Origin of the sequence: Brachyspira pilosicoli (assembly GCF_036997485.1) — a bacterium.
GTDB classification, from domain to species: Bacteria; Spirochaetota; Brachyspiria; order Brachyspirales; family Brachyspiraceae; genus Brachyspira; species Brachyspira pilosicoli_C.
In genome coordinates, this window is record NZ_JAWLPU010000002.1 from 466,785 (window position 1) to 493,268 (window position 26,484).

21 protein-coding genes are annotated in these 26,484 nt (G+C 29.3%); 6 read left to right on the forward strand and 15 right to left on the reverse strand.

Going from position 1 to position 26,484, the window contains the following annotated elements:
- Positions 1-57 precede the first annotated feature (57 nt).
- The 6 genes from ileS to R4I97_RS07450 form a co-directional block, all read right to left on the reverse strand.
- Complete coding sequence (gene ileS / locus R4I97_RS07425; RefSeq protein WP_335784437.1) at positions 58-2,823, reverse strand: isoleucine--tRNA ligase; 2,766 nt, start codon at positions 2,821-2,823, stop codon at positions 58-60.
- A 615-nt stretch (positions 2,824-3,438) separates the two neighbouring features.
- On the reverse strand, positions 3,439-4,926 hold the full coding sequence (locus R4I97_RS07430; RefSeq protein WP_335784438.1) for an alpha-L-fucosidase: 1,488 nt from the start codon (positions 4,924-4,926) through the stop codon (positions 3,439-3,441).
- 93 nt (positions 4,927-5,019) lie between these two features.
- Entirely contained in the window at positions 5,020-5,505 is a 486-nt protein-coding gene (locus tag R4I97_RS07435; protein WP_335784439.1) for a GNAT family N-acetyltransferase, read from the reverse strand.
- A gap of 116 nt (positions 5,506-5,621) precedes the next feature.
- Complete coding sequence (gene groL, locus R4I97_RS07440; RefSeq protein ID WP_335784440.1) at positions 5,622-7,253, reverse strand: chaperonin GroEL; 1,632 nt, start codon at positions 7,251-7,253, stop codon at positions 5,622-5,624.
- A 292-nt stretch (positions 7,254-7,545) separates the two neighbouring features.
- A complete protein-coding gene (trhA, locus tag R4I97_RS07445) occupies positions 7,546-8,205 on the reverse strand; it encodes a PAQR family membrane homeostasis protein TrhA (protein ID WP_335784441.1) in 660 nt (219 codons plus the stop codon).
- Positions 8,206-8,295: 90 nt separating this feature from the next.
- On the reverse strand, positions 8,296-8,919 hold the full coding sequence (locus R4I97_RS07450) for a hypothetical protein (protein ID WP_335784442.1): 624 nt from the start codon (positions 8,917-8,919) through the stop codon (positions 8,296-8,298).
- A gap of 122 nt (positions 8,920-9,041) precedes the next feature.
- Here R4I97_RS07450 and R4I97_RS07455 point away from each other — a divergent pair, with 122 nt between their 5' ends.
- Positions 9,042-9,626 (forward strand): HAD family phosphatase, encoded by a 585-nt coding sequence (locus R4I97_RS07455; RefSeq protein ID WP_335784443.1) that lies wholly within the window; start codon positions 9,042-9,044, stop codon positions 9,624-9,626.
- Positions 9,627-9,785: 159 nt separating this feature from the next.
- Here the strand turns inward: R4I97_RS07455 and R4I97_RS07460 are convergent, their stop codons facing one another.
- The 5 genes from R4I97_RS07460 to rsmH all read right to left on the reverse strand — a co-directional run bounded on the left by R4I97_RS07460 (position 9,786) and on the right by rsmH (position 13,780).
- Positions 9,786-10,271 carry a glutathione peroxidase gene (locus R4I97_RS07460; RefSeq protein WP_335764983.1) on the reverse strand — a complete coding sequence of 162 codons (486 nt, stop codon included), beginning with the start codon at positions 10,269-10,271 and terminating at the stop codon, positions 9,786-9,788.
- 75 nt (positions 10,272-10,346) lie between these two features.
- Entirely contained in the window at positions 10,347-10,844 is a 498-nt protein-coding gene (gene tpx / locus R4I97_RS07465) for a thiol peroxidase (RefSeq protein ID WP_335784444.1), read from the reverse strand.
- 105 nt (positions 10,845-10,949) lie between these two features.
- Positions 10,950-12,473, reverse strand: coding sequence for a UDP-N-acetylmuramoyl-L-alanyl-D-glutamate--2,6-diaminopimelate ligase (locus tag R4I97_RS07470; protein ID WP_335784445.1), 1,524 nt, complete (start codon positions 12,471-12,473; stop codon positions 10,950-10,952).
- 66 nt (positions 12,474-12,539) lie between these two features.
- Positions 12,540-12,875 carry a septation ring formation regulator EzrA gene (locus tag R4I97_RS07475; protein ID WP_335784446.1) on the reverse strand — a complete coding sequence of 112 codons (336 nt, stop codon included), beginning with the start codon at positions 12,873-12,875 and terminating at the stop codon, positions 12,540-12,542.
- Between the two features lie 11 nt (positions 12,876-12,886).
- Positions 12,887-13,780, reverse strand: coding sequence for a 16S rRNA (cytosine(1402)-N(4))-methyltransferase RsmH (gene rsmH, locus R4I97_RS07480; protein WP_335784447.1), 894 nt, complete (start codon positions 13,778-13,780; stop codon positions 12,887-12,889).
- 634 nt (positions 13,781-14,414) lie between these two features.
- On the opposite strand from rsmH, the gene R4I97_RS07485 reads away from it, so the two are divergent.
- Both R4I97_RS07485 and uvrB read left to right on the forward strand, forming a co-directional pair.
- Positions 14,415-15,320, forward strand: a complete 906-nt coding sequence (locus tag R4I97_RS07485) for a hypothetical protein (protein WP_335784448.1) — start codon at positions 14,415-14,417, stop codon at positions 15,318-15,320.
- Positions 15,321-15,356: 36 nt separating this feature from the next.
- Entirely contained in the window at positions 15,357-17,393 is a 2,037-nt protein-coding gene (gene uvrB, locus R4I97_RS07490; protein ID WP_335784449.1) for an excinuclease ABC subunit UvrB, read from the forward strand.
- Between the two features lie 3 nt (positions 17,394-17,396).
- On the opposite strand, the gene R4I97_RS07495 is transcribed toward uvrB, so the two are convergent.
- The 3 genes from R4I97_RS07495 to R4I97_RS07505 all read right to left on the reverse strand — a co-directional run bounded on the left by R4I97_RS07495 (position 17,397) and on the right by R4I97_RS07505 (position 21,556).
- Entirely contained in the window at positions 17,397-18,728 is a 1,332-nt protein-coding gene (locus tag R4I97_RS07495; protein WP_335784450.1) for an MATE family efflux transporter, read from the reverse strand.
- Positions 18,729-19,102: 374 nt separating this feature from the next.
- Positions 19,103-20,470, reverse strand: a complete 1,368-nt coding sequence (locus R4I97_RS07500) for an MATE family efflux transporter (protein WP_335784451.1) — start codon at positions 20,468-20,470, stop codon at positions 19,103-19,105.
- A gap of 324 nt (positions 20,471-20,794) precedes the next feature.
- On the reverse strand, positions 20,795-21,556 hold the full coding sequence (locus R4I97_RS07505) for a hypothetical protein (RefSeq protein WP_335784452.1): 762 nt from the start codon (positions 21,554-21,556) through the stop codon (positions 20,795-20,797).
- 290 nt (positions 21,557-21,846) lie between these two features.
- Here R4I97_RS07505 and R4I97_RS07510 point away from each other — a divergent pair, with 290 nt between their 5' ends.
- A complete protein-coding gene (locus R4I97_RS07510) occupies positions 21,847-22,038 on the forward strand; it encodes a putative motility protein (RefSeq protein ID WP_013243270.1) in 192 nt (63 codons plus the stop codon).
- Positions 22,039-22,085: 47 nt separating this feature from the next.
- Here R4I97_RS07510 and obgE read toward each other — a convergent pair whose 3' ends face one another.
- Positions 22,086-24,122 (reverse strand): GTPase ObgE, encoded by a 2,037-nt coding sequence (gene obgE, locus R4I97_RS07515; protein WP_335784453.1) that lies wholly within the window; start codon positions 24,120-24,122, stop codon positions 22,086-22,088.
- Between the two features lie 155 nt (positions 24,123-24,277).
- Here obgE and R4I97_RS07520 point away from each other — a divergent pair, with 155 nt between their 5' ends.
- Together R4I97_RS07520 and R4I97_RS07525 are read left to right on the forward strand one after the other, a co-directional pair.
- Positions 24,278-24,691 (forward strand): rhodanese-like domain-containing protein, encoded by a 414-nt coding sequence (locus tag R4I97_RS07520; RefSeq protein WP_335784454.1) that lies wholly within the window; start codon positions 24,278-24,280, stop codon positions 24,689-24,691.
- Between the two features lie 73 nt (positions 24,692-24,764).
- Complete coding sequence (locus tag R4I97_RS07525; RefSeq protein WP_335784455.1) at positions 24,765-26,477, forward strand: protein-disulfide reductase DsbD family protein; 1,713 nt, start codon at positions 24,765-24,767, stop codon at positions 26,475-26,477.
- Positions 26,478-26,484 lie beyond the last annotated feature (7 nt).

A 26,484-nucleotide genomic window follows, 5' to 3' on the forward strand; every position in this document is an offset into this window, starting at 1 on the left:
CAAAAAAAGGACAGCCATTACAGCCGCCCTTTATAATATTTAAATATTAATTATTTTTTATTTTACTGCCTCAGCACATCTAGTACATAACTCTTTATGCTCAGTTCCTACACTGTCATAATGTCCCCAACAGCGTACGCATTTTTCATGACTAGCTTTCTCTGTCTTAACAAAAGAAACTCCGCCCTCTATAAATGTATCGTCTTTGCTGTCAGAAAGTGTTACTTTACTTACAATAAATATCTCGTTTAAATATTTTTCATATTTAGTAAGTAATTCTTTAGTTGCTGGTTCTTTAGTGCATATTGTTACATAAGCCTCTAAAGATTTACCTATTGTGCTATTATCTCTAGCTCTTTCAAGTGATAATAATACATCATCGCGTACTTTAAGAATTGAAGCCCACTCATTTTCTAACTCTAAATCAATTAAATTGTCATCAGCTTTAGGATATAATTCTAAATGTACAGAAGAAGCATTTTCTCCTTTGTAGTATCCCCAAACCTCATCAGTTGTGAAAGGAAGTACAGGAGCTATTAATTTTACTAATACATCTAATATCTCAACAAGCACAGTCTGAGCACTTCTTCTTGAAACAGAATCTTTTCTATCACAGTATAATCTGTCTTTTATAATGTCAAAATAAGTAGCAGAAAGTTCAACAACACAGTAATTTATAAGTCTTTGATAGAATAAATGGAACTCATAACCATCACAAGCCTTATCAGCAACTTTTATAAAGCTATGAAGTCTTGATAAAGCATATCTGTCTACAGGAAGTAAATCTTTAACTTCAACCTTTTCTTTACTGTAATCAAAATCAGAAATATTTCCTAACAAATACCTGAAAGTGTTTCTTATTTTTCTGTAGTTGTCAGCAATAGCCTTCATCATGTTATCACCAACACGTGCATTATGAGTGAAGTCTTCGCTTATACACCAAAGTCTTAATATGTCAGCACCATATTTGTCAATAACTTCTAAAGGTGAAACAACATTGCCGGCACTTTTATGCATAGCTCTGCCCTGTTCGTCTAAAGTCCAACCATGAGTTACAAGCTCTTTGTATGGAGGTATTCCTCTTATAGCCATAGAAGGCCAAATTGCAGCTTGGAACCAACCTCTGTATTGGTCGCCTCCCTCTAAATATATATCAACAGGGAAAACTCCGTCCAAATCTTTGTTAGTTTTCTGTGCAGCAAAAGATGATACGCCAGAATCAAACCAAACGTCCAAAATATCTTGCTCTTTATCAAAATCACAGCTTCCGCATTCGCATTTAGTGCCCTCAGGAAGTAAGTCTTTAGCCTCTAATTCAAACCAAACGTCCATTCCTTTAGTTTTTACTATTTCAGCAAAATGTCTTGTAGATTCTGCAGTAAGTAAAGTTTTTCCGCAATTCTTACAATAGAATGCAGGTATAGGAACACCCCAAGAACGCTGTCTTGATAAACACCAGTCAGGACGATTCTCAAGCATTTTTTTCATTCTGTCATGTCCCCAAGCTGGATACCATTTAATATTATCTAAAGATTTAACTGTTCTTTCATCTATATTATCATGAGTCATATTCATAAACCACTGAGAAGTAGCTCTAAATATCAATGGATTTTTACATCTCCAACAAATAGGATAACTGTGAGTAACTTTCTCTTTATAATATAATGAACCATTATTTTCAAGTATCTCTACCACTTTAGGGTTAGCATCTCTTACTTTCATTCCCTGCATTTCTGGAAACTCGCTTGTATATCTTCCAGCTTTATCAACTGGACAATATATATCAAGTCCGTAATTCATACCTGTCTGATAGTCTTCCATACCATGACCAGGAGCAGTATGAACAACACCAGTACCTGAAGTTGCCTCAACATAATCAGCAAATACAACAGCAGATTTTCTGTCTTTTATGAAAGGATGCGCTATTTCAAGTTTTTCAATCTCTTCCATAGATATAGGAATAATCTCTCTGCCCTCTGCTCTCATGTCTTTTTTAGATAGAACTGTATCAACTAAAGAAGTTGTCATTATTGCATATCTTCCGTCTATTTCAACAGCTACATACTCTAAATCTCTGTTGAAAGCACAAGCCATATTTGAAGGCAATGTCCAAGGAGTAGTAGTCCATATCATAACATCAACATTGCCGTTTAATTTATCATTAATTTTATTTAATACAGGAAATCTCACATAAACACTTGTAGAAGTATGGTTTTCATCATATTCTATCTCAGCAGCAGCCAATGCAGTTTCACACTCCATACACCAGTGAATAGTTCTAAGTCCTTTATATATGTAGCCTTTCTCTACTAAATGTGCAAATACTTCAACTATTTCTGATTCATATTCAGGAGACATAGTAAGATAAGGATTTTCCCAATCTCCCATTACACCAAGTCTTTTAAACTCTTTTCTTTGAATATCAATATATTTCTGAGCATAAGCACGGCATTTTTTTCTCATTATAAATTTAGAAGTTTCTTTATATTTATCTCCTAAACTCTCTTGTACTTTTAACTCTATAGGCATACCATGACAATCCCAACCAGGAACATAAGGAGAATCAAAGCCCTTAGCAGATTTATATCTCACAATAATATCTTTAATAATTTTATTTAATGATGTTCCAATATGAATGTCTCCATTCGCATAAGGCGGTCCATCATGTAAAATACATTTAGGAGCACCTTTTCTTAATTCTCTAAGTTGTTGATAAAGTTTTTCTTCTTCCCATTTTTTTATTATTTTGGGCTCTTTTTCCTTCAAACCAGCTTTCATAGGAAAAGCAGTTTTAGGCAAATTGATAGTAGAACTATAATCCATCTTATTTTTTGCTCCATTTTTTAATTTTCTTTAATAATTTTTTAATTTTATAAAGATATTCAATTTTATACTATAAGTAAGAATTTTACAAGTTTTTTTATTTTATATAATGTTTAAGTGTGATGGATATTTTACAGTTTTTAGTTTAAACAAAGAAGGTGTTTCTATAATTTCAATTAGTATATAACTAAATACTACATTTTGTCATATAAGTTTTTGTTTTATATCCTAGAATATATATAAATATAATATTTGTATTTTGCCTAAAAATGCAGTCTTTTTGCTTCTTTGTACCAATACCAGAGGCACTTCCTTCGGTCGCGCAAAAGAAGTGGGGGTGCGTACCCTAAGGGCACGCTTCGCAGGGGGCTAGCCCCGAAAACAATAAAAACATAAAAACTATTTTTTTGATAAACTTAAAAATTTTTAGTATATATCGCCATTCAGGCACGCTTCGCAGGGCTACTCCCCACAAATAATAAAAAAGATAAAATTTTTATTGTTCTTTTCCCGCAGCTACGCTCTGCGTATTTCGTCAAAGAACCAAAAAGTGCAAATTGAGAAAGTAATACCAATTATATTTTACATACTAAATGTTAAACTAAAAATAAATGTTTATTTTGCAGAATAATAAACATTAACCTGAGATATATTAGCATTGGTTCTTGCTTCTTCTAAAGTTATTCGTATCTTCTCAGCATTTTGAACAGTATCGAATTTTACAAGTCTTTTATAACCTATAGTAGTTAAATTAGGTTCTTTGCTATTAACTGTGATTTTATTCCATTGACCAGAGCTATAAACTTCAACACTAAACTTCTCTACTCTCTGACCTTTCATAATATTTTCTTGAATAAGTAAAACATTAATTGCCGAAGGAGTTTTTAATGAATATTCTTTAGAAGCTCCAATTTTAGCATTAACCCAAGTATTAGTTACATTTTTAAGCAGTCCAGTAGTAAAAGTAGTTTTTATATAATTACCAAACTCACCAAGAACAGCTATATCTTTGCTATCAAATTGACCTCTTTTGTCTGGCGGTACATTTAAAAGCAAAACAGAATTATATCCAACAGACTTATAATAAATATCTATTAATTTATCCAAACTTTTTGGAGTTTCGTAATCATGATAGAACCAACCGGGTCTTATAGAAACATCAACTTCAGAAGGATACCAATAAACAGAATTTACTTTTTTTAATATATCTCTGCTTCCAAGGTCTTTTCCTGTTAAAACAAGACCAAGTGAAGAATTGTAACTTTCAGAATCTTTGTAAGAATTAGGTTTATAGCCTTGAACGCCCCATTCTGTCTCTCTTCCATAGCCTTGCTCATTTCCAACCCATCTAACATCTTCACCCATTACAGCACTAACAGCATTAGGCTGATACTTTTTTAATACTTCTAACCATCTTTCTATATCATAATCTTGATTAGCCCCTTCACCTTTAGCCCCATCAAGCCAAAGCTCTGTTAATTCTCCATAACCAGTAACAAGTTCTGTAAGCTGTTCAACATAAAAATCATTATAAGCTTCTCCCTGTCCATAAGAAGAGGCATTTCTATCCCAAGGTGAGAGATAAAGCCCCATTTTTACACCATATTTCTTACAGGCATCACTAAACTCTTTTACAATATCTCCTTTGCCGCCCTTATATGGAGAACTTGCTACAGAATGACTAGTTGTCTTAGTTGGCCATAAACAAAAACCATCATGATGCTTTGCAGTAAGTATTATAAGCTTAAAACCAGCATCTTTTAATACTCTCACCCACTGATCAACATCCAAATCCGTAGGATAAAATTCACTAGGACTCTCTGTACCATCACCCCATTCTTTACCTGTAAAAGTATTTATGCCAAAATGTATAAAAGCCGTAAGCTCTAAACTTTGCCAATTATATTGATTAGTTGTTGGTATCACTCTTGAAGCCATCTCTACTTTTTCTTCTATTGTAGCGGATACTGGAAAATCAACTTTTTTTATATAGTAATTTCCAACCTCATCTCTAAACTCAAATGAAGATAAAATCTTTTTTGTGCCGCAAGAAAATGACAAAAAAGATAAAACAACTAGAAAAATAATTAATTTAAACTTCACAAAAAACCCAAATAAAAAACATTAACCTTTATTAAATATACAAAATACATTATAAAAGTCAATGATATTTTAATAGTTTAAATATCAAAATTATTATTTTTTAGAGAACTCTTTTAAATTATCATGACTTAATCTATAAGTATACCAATCTTCCATTTTAACAGCATTAATAGATAAATAAAAATCAATACTGCTCTTATTCCAATCCAAACATTGCCAATCAAGCCTTTCACACCCTCTCTCAACAGCAATCTTAGCAAGCTCCTTTAATAATCTCTTTCCATATCCCAACCCTCTAAAACTCTCTCTAATATATAAATCCTCTAAATATATACCAGCCTTGCCTAAAAAAGTAGAAAAATTGTGAAAAAATAAAGCATACCCAATAGGAACATCATCTTCTAAAGCAATCAAAACTTCAGCCTTATTTTTTTCAAATATCCATTCTTTTAATATATCCTCAGTAGCAACAACCTCATTTTCAAGCTTTTCATAAGAAGCTAACTCCTTAATAAACTTTAATATAGTAGAAACATCATCTATAGTGGCAAATCTTATGCTAAATACTTTATCTTTCATAAAAAAACACTCCCAAAAAACACTCTATATAAAAATAAAGCCCAAGCGATTAAGAATAAATCGCTAAGGCTTTTTATATTAAAAAAATTATTTTTTTAAGCTAATGGTAATTATTATTAATACATACCACCCATTCCGCCGCCAGGCATTGGAGGCATTGGTTTTTCAGGTTCAGGTATATCAGTAATAATAACTTCAGCAGTTAATACTTGAGAAGCAATAGAAGCAGCATTTTGTAAAGCACTTCTTGATACTTTAGCAGGGTCAATAATACCAGCTTTTAACATATCAACCCACTCATTAGTAAGAGCGTTGAAACCCATATTGCCTTTTTGTTTTTTAGCTTCAATAGCAACAACAGAACCGTCTAAACCAGCATTTTGTGCTATCATTCTTATAGGTTCTTCTATAGCTCTTTTTACTATATTAACACCAACTTGCTCATCAGGATTTTCTAATTTAATAGCATCAAGTTTAGATTGAGCATGTAAGTAAGTGATACCGCCGCCAGGAATAACTCCCTCTTCAACAGCAGCACGAGTTGCAGATAAAGCATCTTCAACACGAGCTTTTTTCTCTTTCATTTCTACTTCAGTAGCAGCACCGATATTAATAACAGCAACTCCTCCTGATAGTTTAGCTAATCTCTCTTGTAATTTTTCTCTGTCATAATCACTGTCAGTTTCTTCTATTTGTTTTTTAATAGTAGCTACTCTTGCCTGAACATCACCTTTTTTACCAGCACCTTCAACTATAGTAGTGTTTTCTTTATCAACAGTGATTTTCTTAGCTTTACCAAGATGCTCTAAACCAGTATTTTCAAGTTTCATACCTAAATCTTCGCTGATAACTTGTCCGCCTGTTAATATAGCAATATCTTCAAGCATAGCTTTTCTTCTGTCGCCAAAACCAGGAGCTTTAACTGCACATACGTTTAATACTCCTCTCATTTTGTTTAATACTAAAGTAGCTAAAGCTTCAGATTCTATATCTTCAGCAATAATAATGAAAGGTTTTCCTGTTTGAGCAATTTTTTCAAGTACAGGAAGAAGTTCTTTCATATTAGATATTTTTTTATCATAAATAAGAACTAAAGCATCTTCTAATTCAGCAGTCATACTGTCTCCGTTAGTTACAAAATATGGAGAAATATAACCTCTGTCAAATTGCATACCTTCTACTAATGAAAGGCTTGTTTCCAATGATTTAGCCTCTTCAACAGTAATAACACCCTCTTTACCAACTTTTTCCATAGCATCGCTTATTAAAGCACCTATTTCTTTATCGTTGTTTGCAGAAATTGTAGCAACTTGAGCAATCTCTTCTTTACCTTTAATTTGTTTAGCTTCAGATTTAATATGAGCAACTATTTCGCTAACTGCTTTTTCTATACCTCTTTTAATAAGCATAGGATTAGCGCCGCTAGTTACGTTTTTTAAACCTTCTTTAACCATAGCTTGAGCTAAAACTGTAGCTGTAGTAGTACCGTCACCAGCAACATCATTAGTTTTAGTAGCTACTTCTTTAACTATTTGAGCACCCATATTTTCAAAAGGGTCTTCTAATTCTATTTCTTTAGCGATAGTAACACCATCATTTATTATAGTAGGAGGACCAAATTTTTTGTCTATTACAACATTACGTCCGCGTGGTCCTAAAGTTACTTTTACTGCATTAGCTAAAGCATCTACTCCACGCATAAGGGAGCGTCTAGCTTCTTCATCAAATAACAACTGTTTTGCTGCCATAAATCTTTTCTCCTTACAAATATTTTAATTTTTAATTATTTTCTTATTTTTATTGAAAATATTATACAATCAATATATTTTTTTTCAAGTATTAATCAGCAAATATTATATAGTTATTCTATTACAAATTACGTACAACTATAGTATAATGATTCTATATTGATACAACATCATAACAAAAAAAATATTATAAAAAATAATTAAAGAAATAATTATTCTTTATCGTTTATATTTTAAATGCAAAATAATGTTCAAATAACAATATTAAACAAAAAGAACTTTATGATTAATACTATAAAATAACATACTGATACAAAAACCAATAATGAGAAAATGACCCCATTAATACAAATATGTGAAACATGTCATGTGTAAATTGTTTAGTCTTATCCTGATACTTTTTTCCTATTGCATACAAAAAAGCCCCTATGGTGTAAAATATTCCTCCCCATATTAGCCAGCTTAAATGCATTATATTAAATTCTTTTAAAAGCGGTTTGAAAGCAAAAGCAATAATCCAACCCATGGATATATATAAAACTATTGTAAGTATTGGACTTTTATATATTAAAATAGTATTTGATATTACACCAATTAATGCGCATACCCATATCACAGATAATATAAGCATTCCTATATTTTTTGGAAGAGAAAATATGCATAGTGGTGTGTATGTAGCTGCTATAAAAATATATATTCCTATATGGTCAAATTTGCGAAATAGTTTCTTTACCTTACCATCTGGAAAAAAATGATAAATAGAACTAAAAGTGTATAATAATATAATACCAACACCATAAACTATTACAGGCATTATATAATTTTTATTTACTTTTATAAGCATAAGAACAAATCCAGCTATTGAGAGTAAAGCTCCTATACTATGCGAAATTGCTGAATATAATTCCCCTATTTTTTGAGTATTTGTAATATATTTTGAATTAATTGTCATGATTCCTCCTAATTGTTGTAATATAATATTAACTTAATTAGAAGTGTCTAACAATAAAAGAAAATTACTATTTTTTATAGCATATTATAACTATTTTTCTAATTTTCCTAATAAAAAAATATTATTCCAATCTATATCATTTTCAGTCGGCATTGGATATTCATTCCAATTAGCGATATTATAAGGCTCCCAATATAAATCTTTTCCATAACCGTTTTCTTTCAGCCATTTATTTAATTTTTCGTTATATGATTTATTATAATTATTTGCTATATATAAATTTCCTTCCTCTATAACAAAACCCTTAAATCTGTAAACATCATTATTTTTAAAATTTCCTTTATAATTAAAATCAACTGTTTTGTATAATGGATCATATACTTTTTTATTATCTAATAAATTATACAAATTAAAACTTGGAAGTGAGGTTAATATAAAGTTTTGTCTTTTTGTTTTTGTATAATATATTGCCTTATTATTATCTGACATTTTTAAAAAAACATATTCTATAGGTGAAGAGTAGCCATATATAATAACATCAATATTAGATTTTTTATCGAATCTATATATATTTTGAAAATTATCCATTACTACTTTATTCTTTGAATTTTCAATCCATATTTTTGCTTCTTCCGTATTTGTATCTTTTTTAGGAAGAGTTGTACATGAGGATATTACAAAGATTGATAATAATAACATATAATATATTTTCATAGCCTTTTAATCTATAATATTATATATATATATTAGAATTATACAATATTAGAATTATATAAATAAAAGCAATGCAAAATTTTATTTTTATGCTATAATTCAAAAAAATATAGGTACTAATTATGCTAAATATAAAACTATTAATATTCGATATGGACGGCACCTTAATTGACAGTGCTTATTTAAATTATTATTCATACAGCAATGCCTTTAGAGAATTTAATATAAATCTTGATGAAGAGTATTATTATAAAAAATGCTTTGGTTTGCATTATAAAACTTTTGTATCTAACATATTAGATTTAGAAAAAATAACAAAAGACAAAGATATTTTAATTGAAAAGATACACACTAAAAAAGAAGAAATATATTTAAATAATCTTAATCTTTTAGAGATTCACCCTTTTATATATGATACAATATTATCTAATCATAATAAAAAAAATCTTGCATTAGCAACGACAGCCTCACCAAATGGAGTATACGGCATATTAAAAGAGTTTAAATTGGATAATCTATTTGATTTGGTATTAACTGGCGCAGACATAATAAATAAAAAACCGCACCCAGAAATATTTTTCAAGTGTATGGATTATTTTAATGCTTCAAATAAAGAGACAATTATTTTTGAAGATAGCAAAGTAGGTTTAGAGGCAGCTTATCAAACTAAAGCTTGGGTAATAAAAGTAGAGAATTGGACTAAATAATTTTAATATTTCAAACTACATTTATTTTACTTAAGCAATATATTACCACAAATTAAAACAACATAAATATGCTTCTATAATTTATTTATAAAAGCATATTTATCATGCTATTTAGTAACTTTTTTAATACAGTGAAGTTATAGAAAAAATTATAATTTCTTATTCTTTTTTTAATAATTCTGACACTATCTCATCAAGTTCTTCAGGTTTTACCCTAGGGTCATAACGTCCTACTATATTGCCTTGTCTATCTATTAAAAATTTACCAAAATTCCATCTTATTTTATCAACACCTTCTTCGGTTGGTTTTTCAGTTCTTAAATAAGTAAATAAAGGGTCAGCATTTTTGCTATTAACTTTTACTTTGTCAAATAGCTTAAAAGTAATGCCGTATTTTTCTTTTCTAAACTCAGCAATCTCTTCAATAGGCTCTTTTGCTTGTCCGCCGAATTGATTGCAAGGAAAGTCTAATATTTCAAAACCATCCTTTTTATATTTTTTGTATAAATCCTGCAACGCAGAATATTGTTTAGTAAACCCTCATTTAGTGGCACTATTAATTATAAGCAGAACTTTTCCTTCATATTTTTTTAATTTCACATCTTTGCCTTCAGCATCTTTTACTGTATAGTCATATATACTCATCTATTAAACTCCTTATTTAAAAAAAGCATACCTTTAAAAATAAAGATATGCTTAATTTCTAAAATATTTTTTTAATTATAAAAGCTCTTTAGCTGCTTTTATTGCTGCTTCATAATCAGGTTCATGAGTAATTTCTGGAACATATTGTACATATTTTACGACATTGTTTTTATCAAGTACAAATACAGCACGAGTAAGAAGTTTTAATTCTTTTATTAAAGTACCAAATTTCTTACCAAAATCCCTTTCAGCATAATCTGATAATACTATATGTGAATTAGCATTAGCAGCAGCACACCATCTTGCCTGAGCAAAAGGTAAATCAAGAGATACTGTTACAACTGTTACACCTTTTAAAGAAGAAGCTTCTTTATTAAATCTTTTAGTTTGTACATCACATACAGGAGTATCCAAAGATGGTACAGAAGAAATAATTTTTACTGTATCGCCAGCATCTTTTAAAGACCATGGACTTAAATCTGTTTTAACTCCAGTAAAATCAGGAGCTTTAGCACCTTCTACCAATGAAACACCTTCTAAATGTACTTCTCCGCCTTGAAATGTTATTTTCATGTTTATCTCCTTCATATTAAAATCTAAAATTATTTACTTTATTAAAAAAATATACAGCTTTAAACAAATAAAGTCAATAGATAGAAGCATATTTTTTAGAACAATCTAACATTTGTTAATATTTGACAATGCTTCTTTAGCAACTTCTCTGTCATCAAAATGAATAGTTTTATCTGGAAATATTTGATAGGTTTCATGACCTTTGCCCGCTATTATTACTATATCATTTTCTTTTGCTTCTCTAATAGCATCAAATATAGCTTCTTTTCTGTCTATTATCTTTTTATAATTAGAATTAGTGAAACCCTTTTCTATATCAGACATTATTTGCTCTATGCTTTCAGTTCTTTGGTTATCTGTAGTTAATATAGATATATCAGCATATTTCTCTGCAATAGAAGCCATTATAGGGCGTTTTTTTCTGTCTCTGTCTCCTCCGCAACCAAATACCACTATTACCCTATTAGGCTTTAATTTTTTAGATTCAACTAATATATTTTCTAAACTGTCTGGAGTATGAGAATAATCAACAGCAACAATAAAAGGACATTTTTCATCGCTCACTATTTCAAACCTTCCAGAAACCTGAACCTTTCTGATTGATTTTATTACTTTTTCTATATCTAATTTATATTCATACGCATAAGCTAAAACAGATAAAGAATTAACTACATTAAACTCTCCTAAAAGAGATAGTTTTACTTTTGATATAAACTTTCCCTTGGCATAAAACTCATATTCACTATATTTGGAGTTTAGAGTAATAATTTTGGCATAATAATCTGCTTTTTCATTTAAGCCATAAGTAACCATTTTTAAATCTAATTTTTTTATATAATTTTTTATTTCTTTAAAATAATCTGTATTTATATTTATAATAGCTAATTTTTTCTTTTTGGAACTTTGTTTAAGCAGAGAAAATAATTTTAATTTAGCCTTCAAATAGTTTTTCATATCAATATGATAATCCAAATGGTCTTCTGTGAGGTTTGTAAATATTGCAGCATCATAATTAATATAATCGCATCTATCCATAGCAAGAGCCTGAGAAGAAGCTTCCATTACAATATGAGAAACATTTTTTTTATATGCTTTATCAAAAATACTTTCTAAATCTATAGATTCTGGAGTTGTAAGATTAGTTTTTATTTCTGATTTGCCTATCATGTTTTTTATAGTACCTATTAGAGCTGTTTTATTTTTAGCACTTTCTAATGCGGCTTTTAATAGATAGCTTGTAGTAGTTTTTCCGTTAGTTCCTGTTATAGCTATAGAATGCATTTTTTTTGTAGGCTCATCATAGAGTTTAGAAGCTATATATGCTAAAGTTTCTCTTGGATTTTTGCTTCCTACAAAACAAACATTTTTATATTTTTCTTTTAGATTGTTAATAAAACTTTTATCTGCAGCAATGTCATAAATAATAATACTTGCTTTATTTTTAATAGCACTTTCTATATATTTATGACCATCATCTTTTAAGCCTTTAATAGCAACAAATATATAATTTTTTTTTACAAGTTTTGAATTATAAGATATGGATTTTATTTCTAATTTTAAGCTTTCTTTAGTAATTTCTTTAATATTTAAATTATCATAGCCTTTTATAAGATCTTTAAAATATTTCATTTTTATTTACCTAAATTATTTTTTTACTACCAATTTAAATACTAAAACTTCATAAATAGTAAAATATTATTTATCAGACTCTATTTTTAAATATATTATATCGTCATCATTTCCAGCAGAACTAAAACCATTAATTATAGCTGTTTCTATAAATCTATTTGGAGAAGACAATTCTGATTCTCTTGCAGTAAGCACTTTTACTTCTTTTTCTAAAATCTCTATTTGTCTATCCAAACTATGAGCTTCTTGTAAGATTTCATTAGACTTCATATTTCTTATAAAAGTAAGACCTATAGAAATTATTACAAATATAATAACAACCAAAAATACAGCACCAAGACTATATGTTTTTTTCTCTTTTTTTGTCTCTTTATTATTGTCAATAACTTTTTTGCTTTTCATAAAACCTCAAATTAAATTATTAATTTTGCAACTCTAAGTTTAGCACTTCTGCTTGCTGGATTTAATTTTATTTCTTCATTTGTCGGAGTTATAACTTTAGAATTTAGTAATTTAAATATACCATCTTTATTTTTAGTTTTTTCATTGTCTTTCAAAAATCTCTTAACTATTCTATCTTCCAAAGAATGATAACTCATTATAGCAGCAACTCCGCCGTTTTTTAAAATTTTGCTGATATTTGAAATAGACTTTTCTAATATATTAAGCTCATCATTAACCTCTATCCTTATAGCCTGAAACACTAATGTTGCGGGGTGAATCTTACCAAACCTTTTTGATTTATCTGTATGATGAAATATGATATTTTCTAATTCTTTTGAAGTTTCTATAGTTTTTTTCTTTCTTTCGTTTACTATAATGTTTGCAATCTTTGAAGCATTATGCATTTCGCCGTATTCTCTAAAAACTCTCTCAAGCTCTTTTTCTGAATAGCCATTAATAACATCATAGGCACTTTTATTATTAATACCAAGACGCATATCAAGTTTAACATCATCTTTAAAAGAAAATCCCCTATTAGCCTTTTTGAAATGAAACATAGAAATGCCAAGGTCATAGAGCATAAAATCAACATTGCCAATAACATTTTCATCAAGCTCTTCTATCATCTTATCATAAGTGTTGTTATAGTAATGGAACCTTTTATAATCTTTAAGCCTATTCTTTGCAACTTCAAGTATTTTATCATCTCTTTCAAAGCTATGAACTTCAAGATTTAAATCAAGCATTGCCTTAGTATGACCGCCCTCACCTAATGTAGCGTCCACTGCAATATTAGCATTTTCTGGTATGAAACTTAAAATTTCTTTAAGCATTACAGGTGTATGAACTATATTATTATCCATAGCATAAATTATCGGTATAAGGTATTATAAAAAACAATATAAGCAATTTAATATTTTCTCAATTTATGAGATATATTATCAACTTTTTCCCGCGTACGAGCTGTACCACCTTGCCGCACGGTAATGTTATGCTTTAATTATAACTTCTTAGTCGTGCGGAGGAGTGCCTTTTAATGTACAATTAAATTATAAAATTTATAATAAGAATGCAGTTCTTCGCGAAGCGTATCCGAAGGATATAAGGTTCTTTTATACCTATACCGAAGGCACTTCCTACGGTCGCACCCACAGGCACTCCCTTTGGTCGCCCTGAAGGACTCCATTTGGTCGCTGTGCGGACTTAGTAAAAGTTTTCTCCATTCTGGAACGTTTCACGAAAGTGCAAATAATAAAACAGTAATACTTATGAGAACTGTTAATTTATATTGATTATATTTTTAATTCTTGACTAAATTTAATAATACTATATAATTAAATCTATGAAGTTAATTAAGTCTACAGTCTACAGTCTACAGTCTACAGTCTACAGTCTACAGTCTACAGTCTACAGTCTACAGTTAAATAATTATAATAACTGCTTTTTTACATCATACAAAAAAAATTTATCATTAATTAATAAAAGGTATGTATTATTATGAATATAGTTATAATACATACTGGATTTGTTAAATATCTTATTTACACATTGAGAAAAATAAAAGAGACAAATAAAAATGCAAATATATTTTTAATATCGGATAAAGAATGCAAAGAATATTTTAAATATTCATCATTTGTGGATATAAAAAAAGTTATAAAAGAAGAATCTATTGAGTTTAAAAATAAGTATATACATCTTGGTAAAAGCAATCCAAATTACGAAATGTTTTGTATGCAAAGATGGATTATATTAAAAGACTTTATGAAAGAATATAATATAAGGGAATGTTTTCATATTGATAGTGATATATTGTTATTTTCTGATTTAAATGAAGCATTAAATCCATTTAATAAGTATAACATATCTTTAGCACATAATTTGGGGCTGAGTATGTATATTAAAGATGTAAAAGTATTGGAAGAATTTTCTAAATATTTATTATTTAAATATACTAATGAAAAAGAAATCAATAAATTAAAAGATATGTATTATAATACGAATAGAGTCAATAATGGAGTTGCAGGAAGTATATCTGATATGGATTTATCTAGAGATTTTTTTTCAAATTTTAATTTACCTGTAGGAAATTTATCTGAAATAGAAAATGATTCTGTATTTGATTCAGCAATTGTTTATGGAGGAGCAGAATTTGAAATGCTTAAAAAAGGCAGATATCAAATGAAGAAAATATTTTTTGAAAATAAAATACCATTTTGTAATTATAGTAAAGACAAAATAAACAAAAAAATAAGATTTCATTCATTGCATTTTCTTGTATGGGCTAAATTATATATAAAAAAACTTTCAGAAAATAGAGATTTGGATTTTAATCCATATTATATAAATTTATACAGAGAGTTTATAGTTTTTAAAAATAAAATAAAAAAGTTATTCAATTAATTTACTAAACATAAGAAATATAGTATAATAATTTATATGAATTTCAAATTAGAATCGAATTTCAAGCCTTCAGGAGACCAAATAACAGCAATAGACTCTTTAGTTAAAGGGCTTGAAAATAAAAATAAATATCAAACTCTTTTAGGTGTTACTGCAAGCGGAAAAACTTTCACAATTGCAAATGTTATAGAGAAAGCTAACCGCCCTACTCTTGTAATGTCGCATAACAAAACTTTAGCGGCACAGCTTTACAGAGAATTAAAAGACTTCTTTCCAAACAATGCAGTTGAGTATTTCGTTTCTTATTATGATTACTATCAGCCTGAAGCCTATGTTCCTGCTAAGGATTTATATATTGATAAAGACGCCTCAGTTAATGATGAAATTGATAGGCTAAGACTTAAAGCTACTACTTCGCTTCTTGAAAGGAGAGATGTTATAATTGTTGCTTCTGTTTCTTGCATATACGGCTTGGGTTCTCCTGAAGATTATAGAAAACTTTATATTGCCATAGAGAAAGACGGCGAATATGATAGAGACGAGATAATTGAAAAATTAGTATCTATACAATACGAACGAGTTAAAGATGTACTTGAGAGGGCAAGGTTTAAAGTAATGGGAGATACTTTAGAGATAATGAGTGCCTATTCTGATGAGGTTATAAGAGTAGAGTTTTTTGGGGATACTGTTGAACGCATCATAAAAATTAACCCCATCACAAGACAAAAAATTGCAGAGCAAGATAGAGTTGTAATATATCCTGCAAAGCACTTCGTTACAGGAAGTGACAAATTAACAGCAGGAATAAAGTTAATAGAAGAAGAACTTGAAGAGCAGTATAATAAATTTAAATCCGAAGGCAAATTAGTAGAAGCTGAAAGAATATACGGAAGAACAAAATATGATTTAGAAATGCTTAGAGAAGTAGGCTACTGTGCTGGCATAGAAAACTATTCCCGCCCATTATCAGGACGTAAAGAGGGAGACAGGCCTGCTTGTTTGATAGACTATTTTCCAAAAGATTTTTTAACTATAATAGATGAGTCGCATGTGAGTGTGCCTCAGATTAGAGGAATGTTTTTTGGAGACAGAAGCAGAAAAGAGACTTTGGTAAAATATGGCTTTAGACTTCCTTCTGCATTAGATAACCGTCCATTATTTTTTGAAGAGTTTGAAAGTCTCACTAATGATACAATATATATTAGTGCGACCCCTGCAGAATATGAACTTAAAAAAAGCAGTCAAGTTGTAGAGCAGATTATTCGACCTACAGGACTTCTTGACCCTATAATTGAAGTATACCCTATAAACGGTCAAATAGATAGGATTCTTGAAGAGATTAAAAAAACAATATCCAACAACGAAAGAATATTTATAACGACACTCACTAAAAAAATGGCAGAAGACCTCACAAAATATTTAAATGAAAATGGTGTTAGAACTCGTTATTTGCATTCAGACATTCAAACAGTAGAGCGTGTAGAGATAATAAGAGATTTAAGGCTTGGGGCTTTTGATGTGCTTGTGGGTATTAACCTTTTGAGAGAGGGGCTTGATGTGCCCGAAGTATCACTCATACTAATACTTGATGCCGACAAAACAGGTTTTTTAAGAAATACAACTACTCTAATACAGACTATAGGACGTGCTGCAAGAAATGCTAACGGCAGAGTGATAATGTTTGCTGATACTATAAGCGATGCTATGAAAGTAGCCATTGATGAAACAGAAAGAAGAAGAAAAATACAAATGGACTACAATAAAGAGCATAACATCACTCCAAAAACAATAATCAAAAAAATACAAGATATAATTGAAAGAGAAGAAAAAGTTGAAACTTCTTATGAGCTTCATTTTGACTTTAGACGCTTCAATGAAAGAGTAAAAATTGACCCTGAGCAAAAAAGCGATGATTATATAAAAGAGCTTGAAAAAGAGATGAAAAAAGCTTCAGACAGTTTAGAGTTTGAAAAGGCTATTGAGATAAGAGAAAAAATAAATCAGCTTAAACAATTAAAGCCAGCAAAAAAATCTGTGCATAAAAATATAACTTCAAAAAGAGCTAAACGTTAAACCTTACTTTTTAAAAGCATACTTGTGAAAATAAATGCAAGAAGGTAGTATACCCAAAGCCCAGCCAACAGGATTTGCAAACCATACGCCAACATATCCCAATGGTATAGACAAAAATACTGAACCTCCAACCTTTATAAGAAGCTCAGCTATTCCAGAAATTAAAGGTATAAGTGCTTTTCCTATTGCTCTTATAGAGTTGTTGTATAATAGTATTATAGCTAAAAATGGATAAAACATTGATGATATTCTTAAATAACCTTTGCATATCTCTACTATTATTTCTATATATTCATCATTGCTTGAAATAAATAGCCTTATCAAATTATCTCCAAATATAAATATCACCAAAGTTGCAAATAAACTTAAAGATAATGATAATATTATTATGCTTCTAAAACCTTCTTTTATTCTGTCGAACTTTTGTGCACCGAAATTTTGTGCTACATAAACAGCAAAAGCCTCAGACACCACAAAATATGCCATAGAAGCAAATTGATTTATTCTGTTTCCTGTGGTGTATGATGCTACAACATTAGTACCAAATGTATTAACAACTCTGCTTATAATCATCTCACCTATAGACAAAAATATTGCCTGCACACTCATAGAAACGCCTATTTTTATTATCATAAATAGATTATCAAAATTAAAAACAATATCCTCTTTATGGAGTTTTAATATAGGGAATTTCTTAACAATATATAATACACTTAAAAAAGCAGATATTGTTTGCGATATTACAGTAGCAATGGCAACACCCAATACATTCATTTTGAGTAAAGCAACAAAAATTAAATCTAATATGATGTTTAAAACAGTTGTAAGTATCAAAAAATATAAAGGAGTTTTGCTGTCTCCCAAAGCTCTTAATATACTAGAAGCTCCATTATATATAAGCTGACCAAATGATAAACCCACACATATTTGTAAGTATAATACAGAATTATCTATTATATCCGTTGGTGTTTTTAATAATATCATAAGAGGTCTTGATAAAAATATTCCAAGTACAAAAAGAATAAATGAGCTAAATAATGTTAAATATATTGAATTAAGAAAAGTGGTTTTAAGCATACTTTCATTTTTTGCCCCAAAGAACTGCCCCATTACTATAGAAAAAGCATTAGTAAACCCTATAGCAAAAGATAAAAAGAAAAACATAGTAGAAGTTGTCGCCCCAATAGAAGCTAATGCCCTTGAACCTACAAACTTACCTATTATGATGGTATCTGCAACTCCATAGAATTGCTGAAATATTCCTCCTATAAGCATCGGTATAGAAAAATATATTATAGTCTTAAACGGACTTCCTACAGTCATATCTTTTGTCATAATAAAAACCTACAAAAAATTATGCATATATGTTATATATATTTTAGAAAAAACACAAATACATAGTAAAAAATTTTAAGTTTATGAAAATATTTTTTTATTTTAAATACTTGCAGGGCTTCGCCCCACACCCCAGTTCTTTTGCGACTGAAAGGAGTCCTTCAGGGCGACCGAAGGGAGTGCCCGCGGTGCCGCCGCAAAGAACCAAAAAGGCTGCATTTTTTTAGCTTAAATTTATGTTTTACGCTACATTAAAATATATAATATTTAATATACAACAATATTTTATATCATAATAAAAAACAATAATTCATATTCATTAAAATAGCCTTATATAAAAATATATAAAGCTATTTTTTACATCTCTAATATTATTAAATAACAGAATAAGATTTCTCTAATTTCTCTGAATTACATAAATCCCTCTTATAAAAATTATAAGCTATTAAGCATAAAATTATCTGCACTATAGATGATATTGGCGTAGCAAGCCCTATATAAAAAAGAGAAGCATTATCAATATGGCTCATCAAATATACAACAGGTATCCTCACAAAGAAAGCCCCCACTATTCCCTGTATCATCACAAATAATGTCTTTCCACATCCATTAAAATATCCTACAAAGCAAAACAATATAGCAGTAAGTAAACAATCTATAGCATAAGCTTTTAAATAACTATAAGATGCCAATATAACCAATCTTTCATTAGAAAATATATTAGAAAGTAAACTTCCAAAAACTAAAGTAATTATGCTAGTACACATTCCAGCAATTAAAGCAGTTCTAATACCATAAACCAAAGCCTTTTGAGAGCGTTCATATAAACCTGCTCCATTATTTTGAGCAACAAATGCAGATATTGATTGCATATAGGCAGAAGCAACAAGCATTAAAAATACACACACCTTCTCAGCAACTCCCACAGCGGCAGATTCCATCACCCCCATTCCATTAACTATTACCTGTATAAATAAAAATGAAAACTGCACAAGCATCTCCTGCAAAGCTATAGGAGAGCCTATAATAAGTATTTTCTTTACGCACTCTTTTTCTAATCTAATATATTTCTTAGAAAAATTAAAAGGAAGTTTCTTTTTACTTATAAAATAAAGAGAAAATATAACACTAATAGCCTGAGAGCTAACCGTAGCAATAGCAGCACCAGAAGCACCCATATTAAAAATAGCAACCAATATAATATCTCCTACTATATTAATAAAACAAGCAATAGCAACTGTAATTAAAGGAGTCTTTGAATCTCCAATTCCTCTAAATATAGCCCCTATGCAATTGTATGCCACAATAAATATAGTACCAATTGCGCATATTTTTATATAATTGCTTGTTTGATTAAATGCCTCTTTTGGAGCATGCATATATCTTGCAATCAAATCGCTAAAAGGCACAATAATTAAAGTAATAATAATAGCAATAATAGCAAAAATAATAATGCCGCTTCCAATACCCTTTCCAGCTTTCTCTTTTTTGTTAGCACCTATAGCATCTCCCACAAATACTGTAATTCCCATAGTAAGACCTGTTATTATCATAGTTATCATATTAAACAGCTGACTTCCAGATGCCACACCAGATTGCTCATTAGTGCCTGCAAACTTCCCTACTATAATTAAGTCCGCTGCCCCATACATAGCTTGCAAAAATAACGCTATAAGTACAGGAAAAGCAAATAATATTAATGATTTTAATATTTTTCCTTGTGTTAAAGTTTGTTCTTTCATTTTTACAGCTCCTAAGTGTTTATTAAATAATTGTTTTTAAGTTTGCCAAACAATAAAAAAATCAAAAAAAAAGCTGGATAAGAAAACGGGAATTTCACCCGCCATCTTATCCAGCTAATAACTTCAAATGTTATTTCACCCTCCGATGAACGCTGTTTATAATAGCATATAAATAATAAAAAGTCAAATTTAGGACTAATTTTTTAAATAATAAATTATATAAAAACAGAAATATATAAAGATATCTATTGAAATCTATATAATAAAAAAACCCTGCACACATTAAAAATGCATACAGGGTTATAATTATCAAAAAATATTAAATTAGAATCTCAAAGTAATACCTATACGAGGAAGTATTAAAGCTCTTATATTAGCAAATATTTTATAGCCTGAAAAAGAAGAGAATTGAGGAACATCAAATATAGGAGAAGCCCAAGGAGCAACATAATAACCCAAATCAAATAAAGAAATATCTATACCAACCTGCACAGGCCAATTAGCACCAGTTTTAGGGAATAATTGTATTCTCCAACCTAATTCAAGAGATAAATAAAGACCGCCATGAGAATATAAACTAGTAATACCATTAGCCTCTATGTTTGGACCATAACCATTAGCCCTTAAAGCAGTACCACCAATTCTTGGAGATAAGAAAAAGCCAAAAGGAGCATTCTTCCAAAAGAAAAACTTAACATTTAAAGACCAAGGAATAGTGCTGAAAGTTATTTTATCTTGTCCAGCTTTAATCTCTCCAACAGAAAAACCAATATCAAGACCAACTGTCATAAAATTAACAGGTGCAAAATCATAACTAAAACCTAAACCAAAAGCATAATGTTTTGACCTTAAATCAGTTCCAGTAGTATCTCCTCCTCCAGATGTAACCATCTGATCTATATTTATAAACTTAACACCAATATCAAAAAGTCCAGCATATAATGTAGGACCAAAGTTAATACCAAATAAACTCCTGCCATGCATATAATCTAAAAATGCATTACCTGTTTTCTCACCAATATTTTGTGCAAACAAACCTGTGCTTAATGATACAATCATCATTAAAGCTATAAGTAACTTTTTCATAAAATAACTCCAAAAAGTATTTTTGATAATGTTAACATAAGTAAACAAAAAGTCAATTAATTTTACAATAAATTCTCCATTATTTGTAATATTTATATATAAATTTTAATTTTTATTAAAAAGTTTTATATGTATAAAAAAATTGCAAATAAAAAACATAATATATTCCATAATATTTTATTTTTCTTAATTTCACAAAAATCATATTGATAAAAATAATTCTTTATTTACAATTATTATTATATATAGGTTTTACTTATATATAATATATAAAAAATGGAGGTGATTTTATGGACGTTTCTGCCTACAATTCTTATTCTACAGCTGCATTAAAACAAGATGTTTCTTTGAGCATGATAAGAAAATCTACAGATATGCAAGCTCAAGCTATAGACAAAATCATGTCTAGTGCAATTCAGCCTCAAGCTATATCAGAGCCTATGAGACCTGGTGTTGGTGAAAGATTGAATGTATATGCATAAAATCAAAAAAATAAGGGCTGCTATTGTTATAGTAACCCTTTATATTTTTAAATATTTACCGCATAAGAGAGTACTCCATTAACTATTTCCTCTCTCACCTTTCCGCTTTCAACTAACTTTTTTAGTAATTCGCTTACCCTTTTTTCATCTTCATTAAAACTAATAGCTATCATATGAACAGTATCAGGCTGCCTCATTAAAAAATTCACTATATCTTCTTCAGTAATTTTTTTAGTGTTTCCTTTTGCCTTATCTGACACACTAGGAACATCTATTTCAATACTGCAATTTGCTTCAAAATATTTTTTAGTATTCTCCATCTCTTCATCGCTTAATGCCTTAGCTTTTTCATTAGCCGTTCTTCTTGTAGCTGTAACAAGCTGAACTTTATCAGGTTTTATTTTGTTTACTATTTTTATTATATCATCAAGCTCTTCTTCACTGTCATTAATTCCTTTAAGTAAAAATACCTCAAGCCAATACTCCCCCTCAAAAACTCTTCTAAACTCTATAAGCCCATTAACCATTTTATCAAAATCAATTTCCTTATTAGGCTGGTCTATTAACCTAAAAGTGTCAATATTACCAGCATCAAGAGAAGGTATAATTAAATCAGCCATAAGCAAATTAGAACGCATTTCTTGTTTATATAAAAGTGAACCATTTGTTATAATGCATACAGGAATATCAGTTATCTGTTTGATTTCATAAATTAACTTTTTTAAATCTTTATATAGTGTAGGCTCTCCAGAACCAGCAAATGTTATATAGTCAATGTTTTTATTATTAAGCAAAGCCTCTTTTAATTCGTATATTATTTCATCAACAGAATAATAATTAGCAAGATTAGTCTTTGTATTTTCCTCAGAACCTAACTGACAATATATACAATTATAAGAGCAGGTTTTATGAGGTATAACATCTATCCCTAAAGAATTACCAAGTCTTTTTGAAACCACTGGTCCGAATACTCTTTTTGTTTTTAATTTTGATTTATTTTGATTAAGAAGCAAAGGCTCTTTAGTTTCTTTTTTGGTATTGTCGTATCTTTCTTCATTTGCCTTATAGAATGCATTTGTTACTTTATCAAGAAGTTCTCCATCTAAACTAAATACTGACAAAGCGAATATTTCTGGCTCTTCATAATGAGTCTCTTTATTGTTTTTATATTCTTTTTTTATAATCTTTTCTATAGCTTTTACTTTTTCTTTTATTTCATCTTCTTCAAGCATATCAGTTTTATTTAATACTATTATAGACTTTTTCTTTATCAATTCTTTACTATACTGTTTTAATTCATTTCTAAGTTTTTTATAAGTATCAACAACATCTTCATCGGTTAAATCTATAACAAAGCATAAAGCTCCAGTTCTTTCAATATGTCTTAAAAAAGTAAGTCCAAGCCCTGCCCCTTCACTAGCTCCTTCTATGATACCTGGAATATCAGCTATAACGAAACTTCTCTCATAGTCTAAATAACATACACCCAAATTCGGAGTAAGTGTCGTAAAAGGATATGATGCTATTTTTGGATTAGCACGAGTGAGTCTTGCAAGTAAGCTTGATTTGCCAGCATTGGGCATGCCAACAAGACCAATATCGGCTATAAGTTTAACTTCTAATCTTATATTAAGCTTTTCACCGTCTAAACCATGCTGAGCATAGTCTGGTGCTTGATTGGTAGCAGTAGCATAAAACTTATTGCCTTTGCCTCCTTTACCGCCTCTTGCAACAGTAAAGCTTTGTCCATCTTCAAGTAAATCAGCTAATATATTATTTGTATCATCATCATAAATAACTGTGCCTATAGGAACTCTTATAACAACATCATCGCCCTTTTTTCCATCGCTAAGTCTTGCTCTTCCTGGCTCTCCGTCTCTTGCCCTAAATCTTTTTCTGCTTTTTATCTTTCCAAAACTGTTTATCCTCGCATCAACTCTTACTATAACATCTCCGCCTTCTCCTCCGTTTCCGCCGTCAGGCCCTCCCATGGGGACATGTGCCTCACGTCTGAAGCTTACACATCCTGCTCCTCCATGCCCTGCCTCTATTTCAAAATTTACTACATCTATAAATTGTTCCATTTTTATATTACCTATCTTTTTATACTATATTTTGATAAGAAATTATTATATTATAAAATAACTTTTTATCAATCTAAAAAAAGATACATTATTACAAGTATTGATTTTTTTATTATTATGTATATAATACACTATACATATATATGGTATATTAAATGAACAATACATTATCATTAATTATATTATTAATAGCTATTTTTATAATAATAACTTTTGTAAAGAAAATAATATTTATCATCATAAGCAAAGGTAAATATAAAAACATAAAACTTGACGAAGCTATAGAGTTGTATAAAAATAATAAAAATGTTGGACTAATAGATGTGAGAAGCTATCAGGAAGTACAATATAGCGGATACATAAAAAATAGTATAAACATAGCTTTAGATGACAGCGATTTTAATAATAAAATGTCTAAATTAGATAAAGATAGAGAATATATAGTTTACTGTGCAAGCGGTTCAAGGTCTTCTATGGCTTGCATGCGTATGTATAAATTGGGTTTTACAAAAATATATAATCTCACATATTCAGGATATTTAGCTCTAAATAATGCTTTAAAAAAATAGTTTTCAGTTCTTTTTTATAGTCCTTAAATTGACAATTATTTTATTTTATGTATATTAATTTTATGGAGCGAGCATGAGAAAGATATATATTTTTTTATTTTTAATTTTTGGTTTATCAGTTTATGGTCAGAACTTTAATTTACTCAATAAAAATACAGAAGCTATAATTAGTTTTAGCCTATCAACTAATGACAATAAAATTACAGTGAAAGCAAGTATTCCAGATGGTTATTACGCATATTTAGAATCAAGCATAGCAAATAAAATATTATTTTTTGCAGATAATAAAGAAATAAATACAACATACCCAAAAGGTGAAAAATATCATGATGATATTATAATAAAAGGCGAACAAGAGTTTATATTAAAAGATATTGATATAAATAAAATTAACTTTATAAAATCAACTTATCAATTATGCTCAGCAAAAGATAATATATGTTTACAACCTCAAAGTAAAGTAATATACGGTGAAGAAATTGATATACCTGATAATGCAAATATTATAACAGATGAAAAACCAGAGAATGCAAGCTCTATAGAAAACTATATAAAAGGAAACAATAATATATTTATAACATTAATTTTAATATTTGCGGCAGGACTTGCATCTGTGCTTTTGCCTTGCACATATCCTTTGCTTTCTATAACAGTGTCTATTTTAGGAACAACAACAGACGAAAAGAACAATAAAAAATCAAGCGTATTAGCCTCACTTTTATTTGCCTTAGGTGTAATAACAACATACACTCTTTTGGGTGCTATAGTTTCTGTGGCTGGATTTGCTTTTCATAAAACTATACTCTTTGGAAGTATTGGATATAACCCTATAGTGTTAACAATATTAGTACTACTATTTTTATACTTTACTTTTTCAATGGCAGGATTTTATGAAATTAAAGCTCCTTCATTTTTACAGTCTGCAAAAACAAATGCATACAGTAAAAAAAATCAATCAATATTCCATAAATATATAATGGGACTTCTTGCAGGAATAGTTGCCACTCCTTGTGCTGCTCCTATAATAGCGGTTATATTGGAAATAGGTTTTCTTAATCCTGTATTCGCTACTCTATACATGGCTGTTTATGCTTTGGGTTTCGCTTCTGTATTATTCATTCTTGGTACATTCGCTTCAATACTTACAAAAATGCCTAAGGCTGGAACTTGGATGGTATATGTTAAATATATTTTCACTTTCCTAATGATGATAATAAGTTTCTATTATGCTAATATACTTTTCGGTGTAATTGGATTCAATAAAATAAGCTATATACTTGCTTCAGCTGCGATATTAGTATTTGCAGTATTAGTTTACATAATAAAAAATAAATCTGCTATGTTAAGTGCATTAGAAATAAAAATATTCATTTCTGTAGTAATTATATCAATAGCATTAGGCTCTGTTTATGGATTTATAAAACAAAAAAGCGAAGTATCAAATATGATATCATACACTGATGCATTAGAAGTTTCAAAACAAAACAACAAACCTATACTAATAGATTTTTCTGCTGTTTGGTGTGCTAATTGCTATGAGCTTAAAGAGAAAGTATTCGTAAATGAAGAACTAAAAAAATTCATAGATGATAATTTAATTTTCACTGAAGTTGATGTTGATAAATATAAAAATATTTCTGATGAATATAATGTTAAGTGGCTTCCTTGGATAATAGTTATTGACAACGACAAAAACATATTATACACCAAGAATTCATTTTCAAGTTTTGATGATGATATGGCTTTAAGTATAAAAGAAGACTTGGAGAAAATAATTAATAAATAATTTTCTA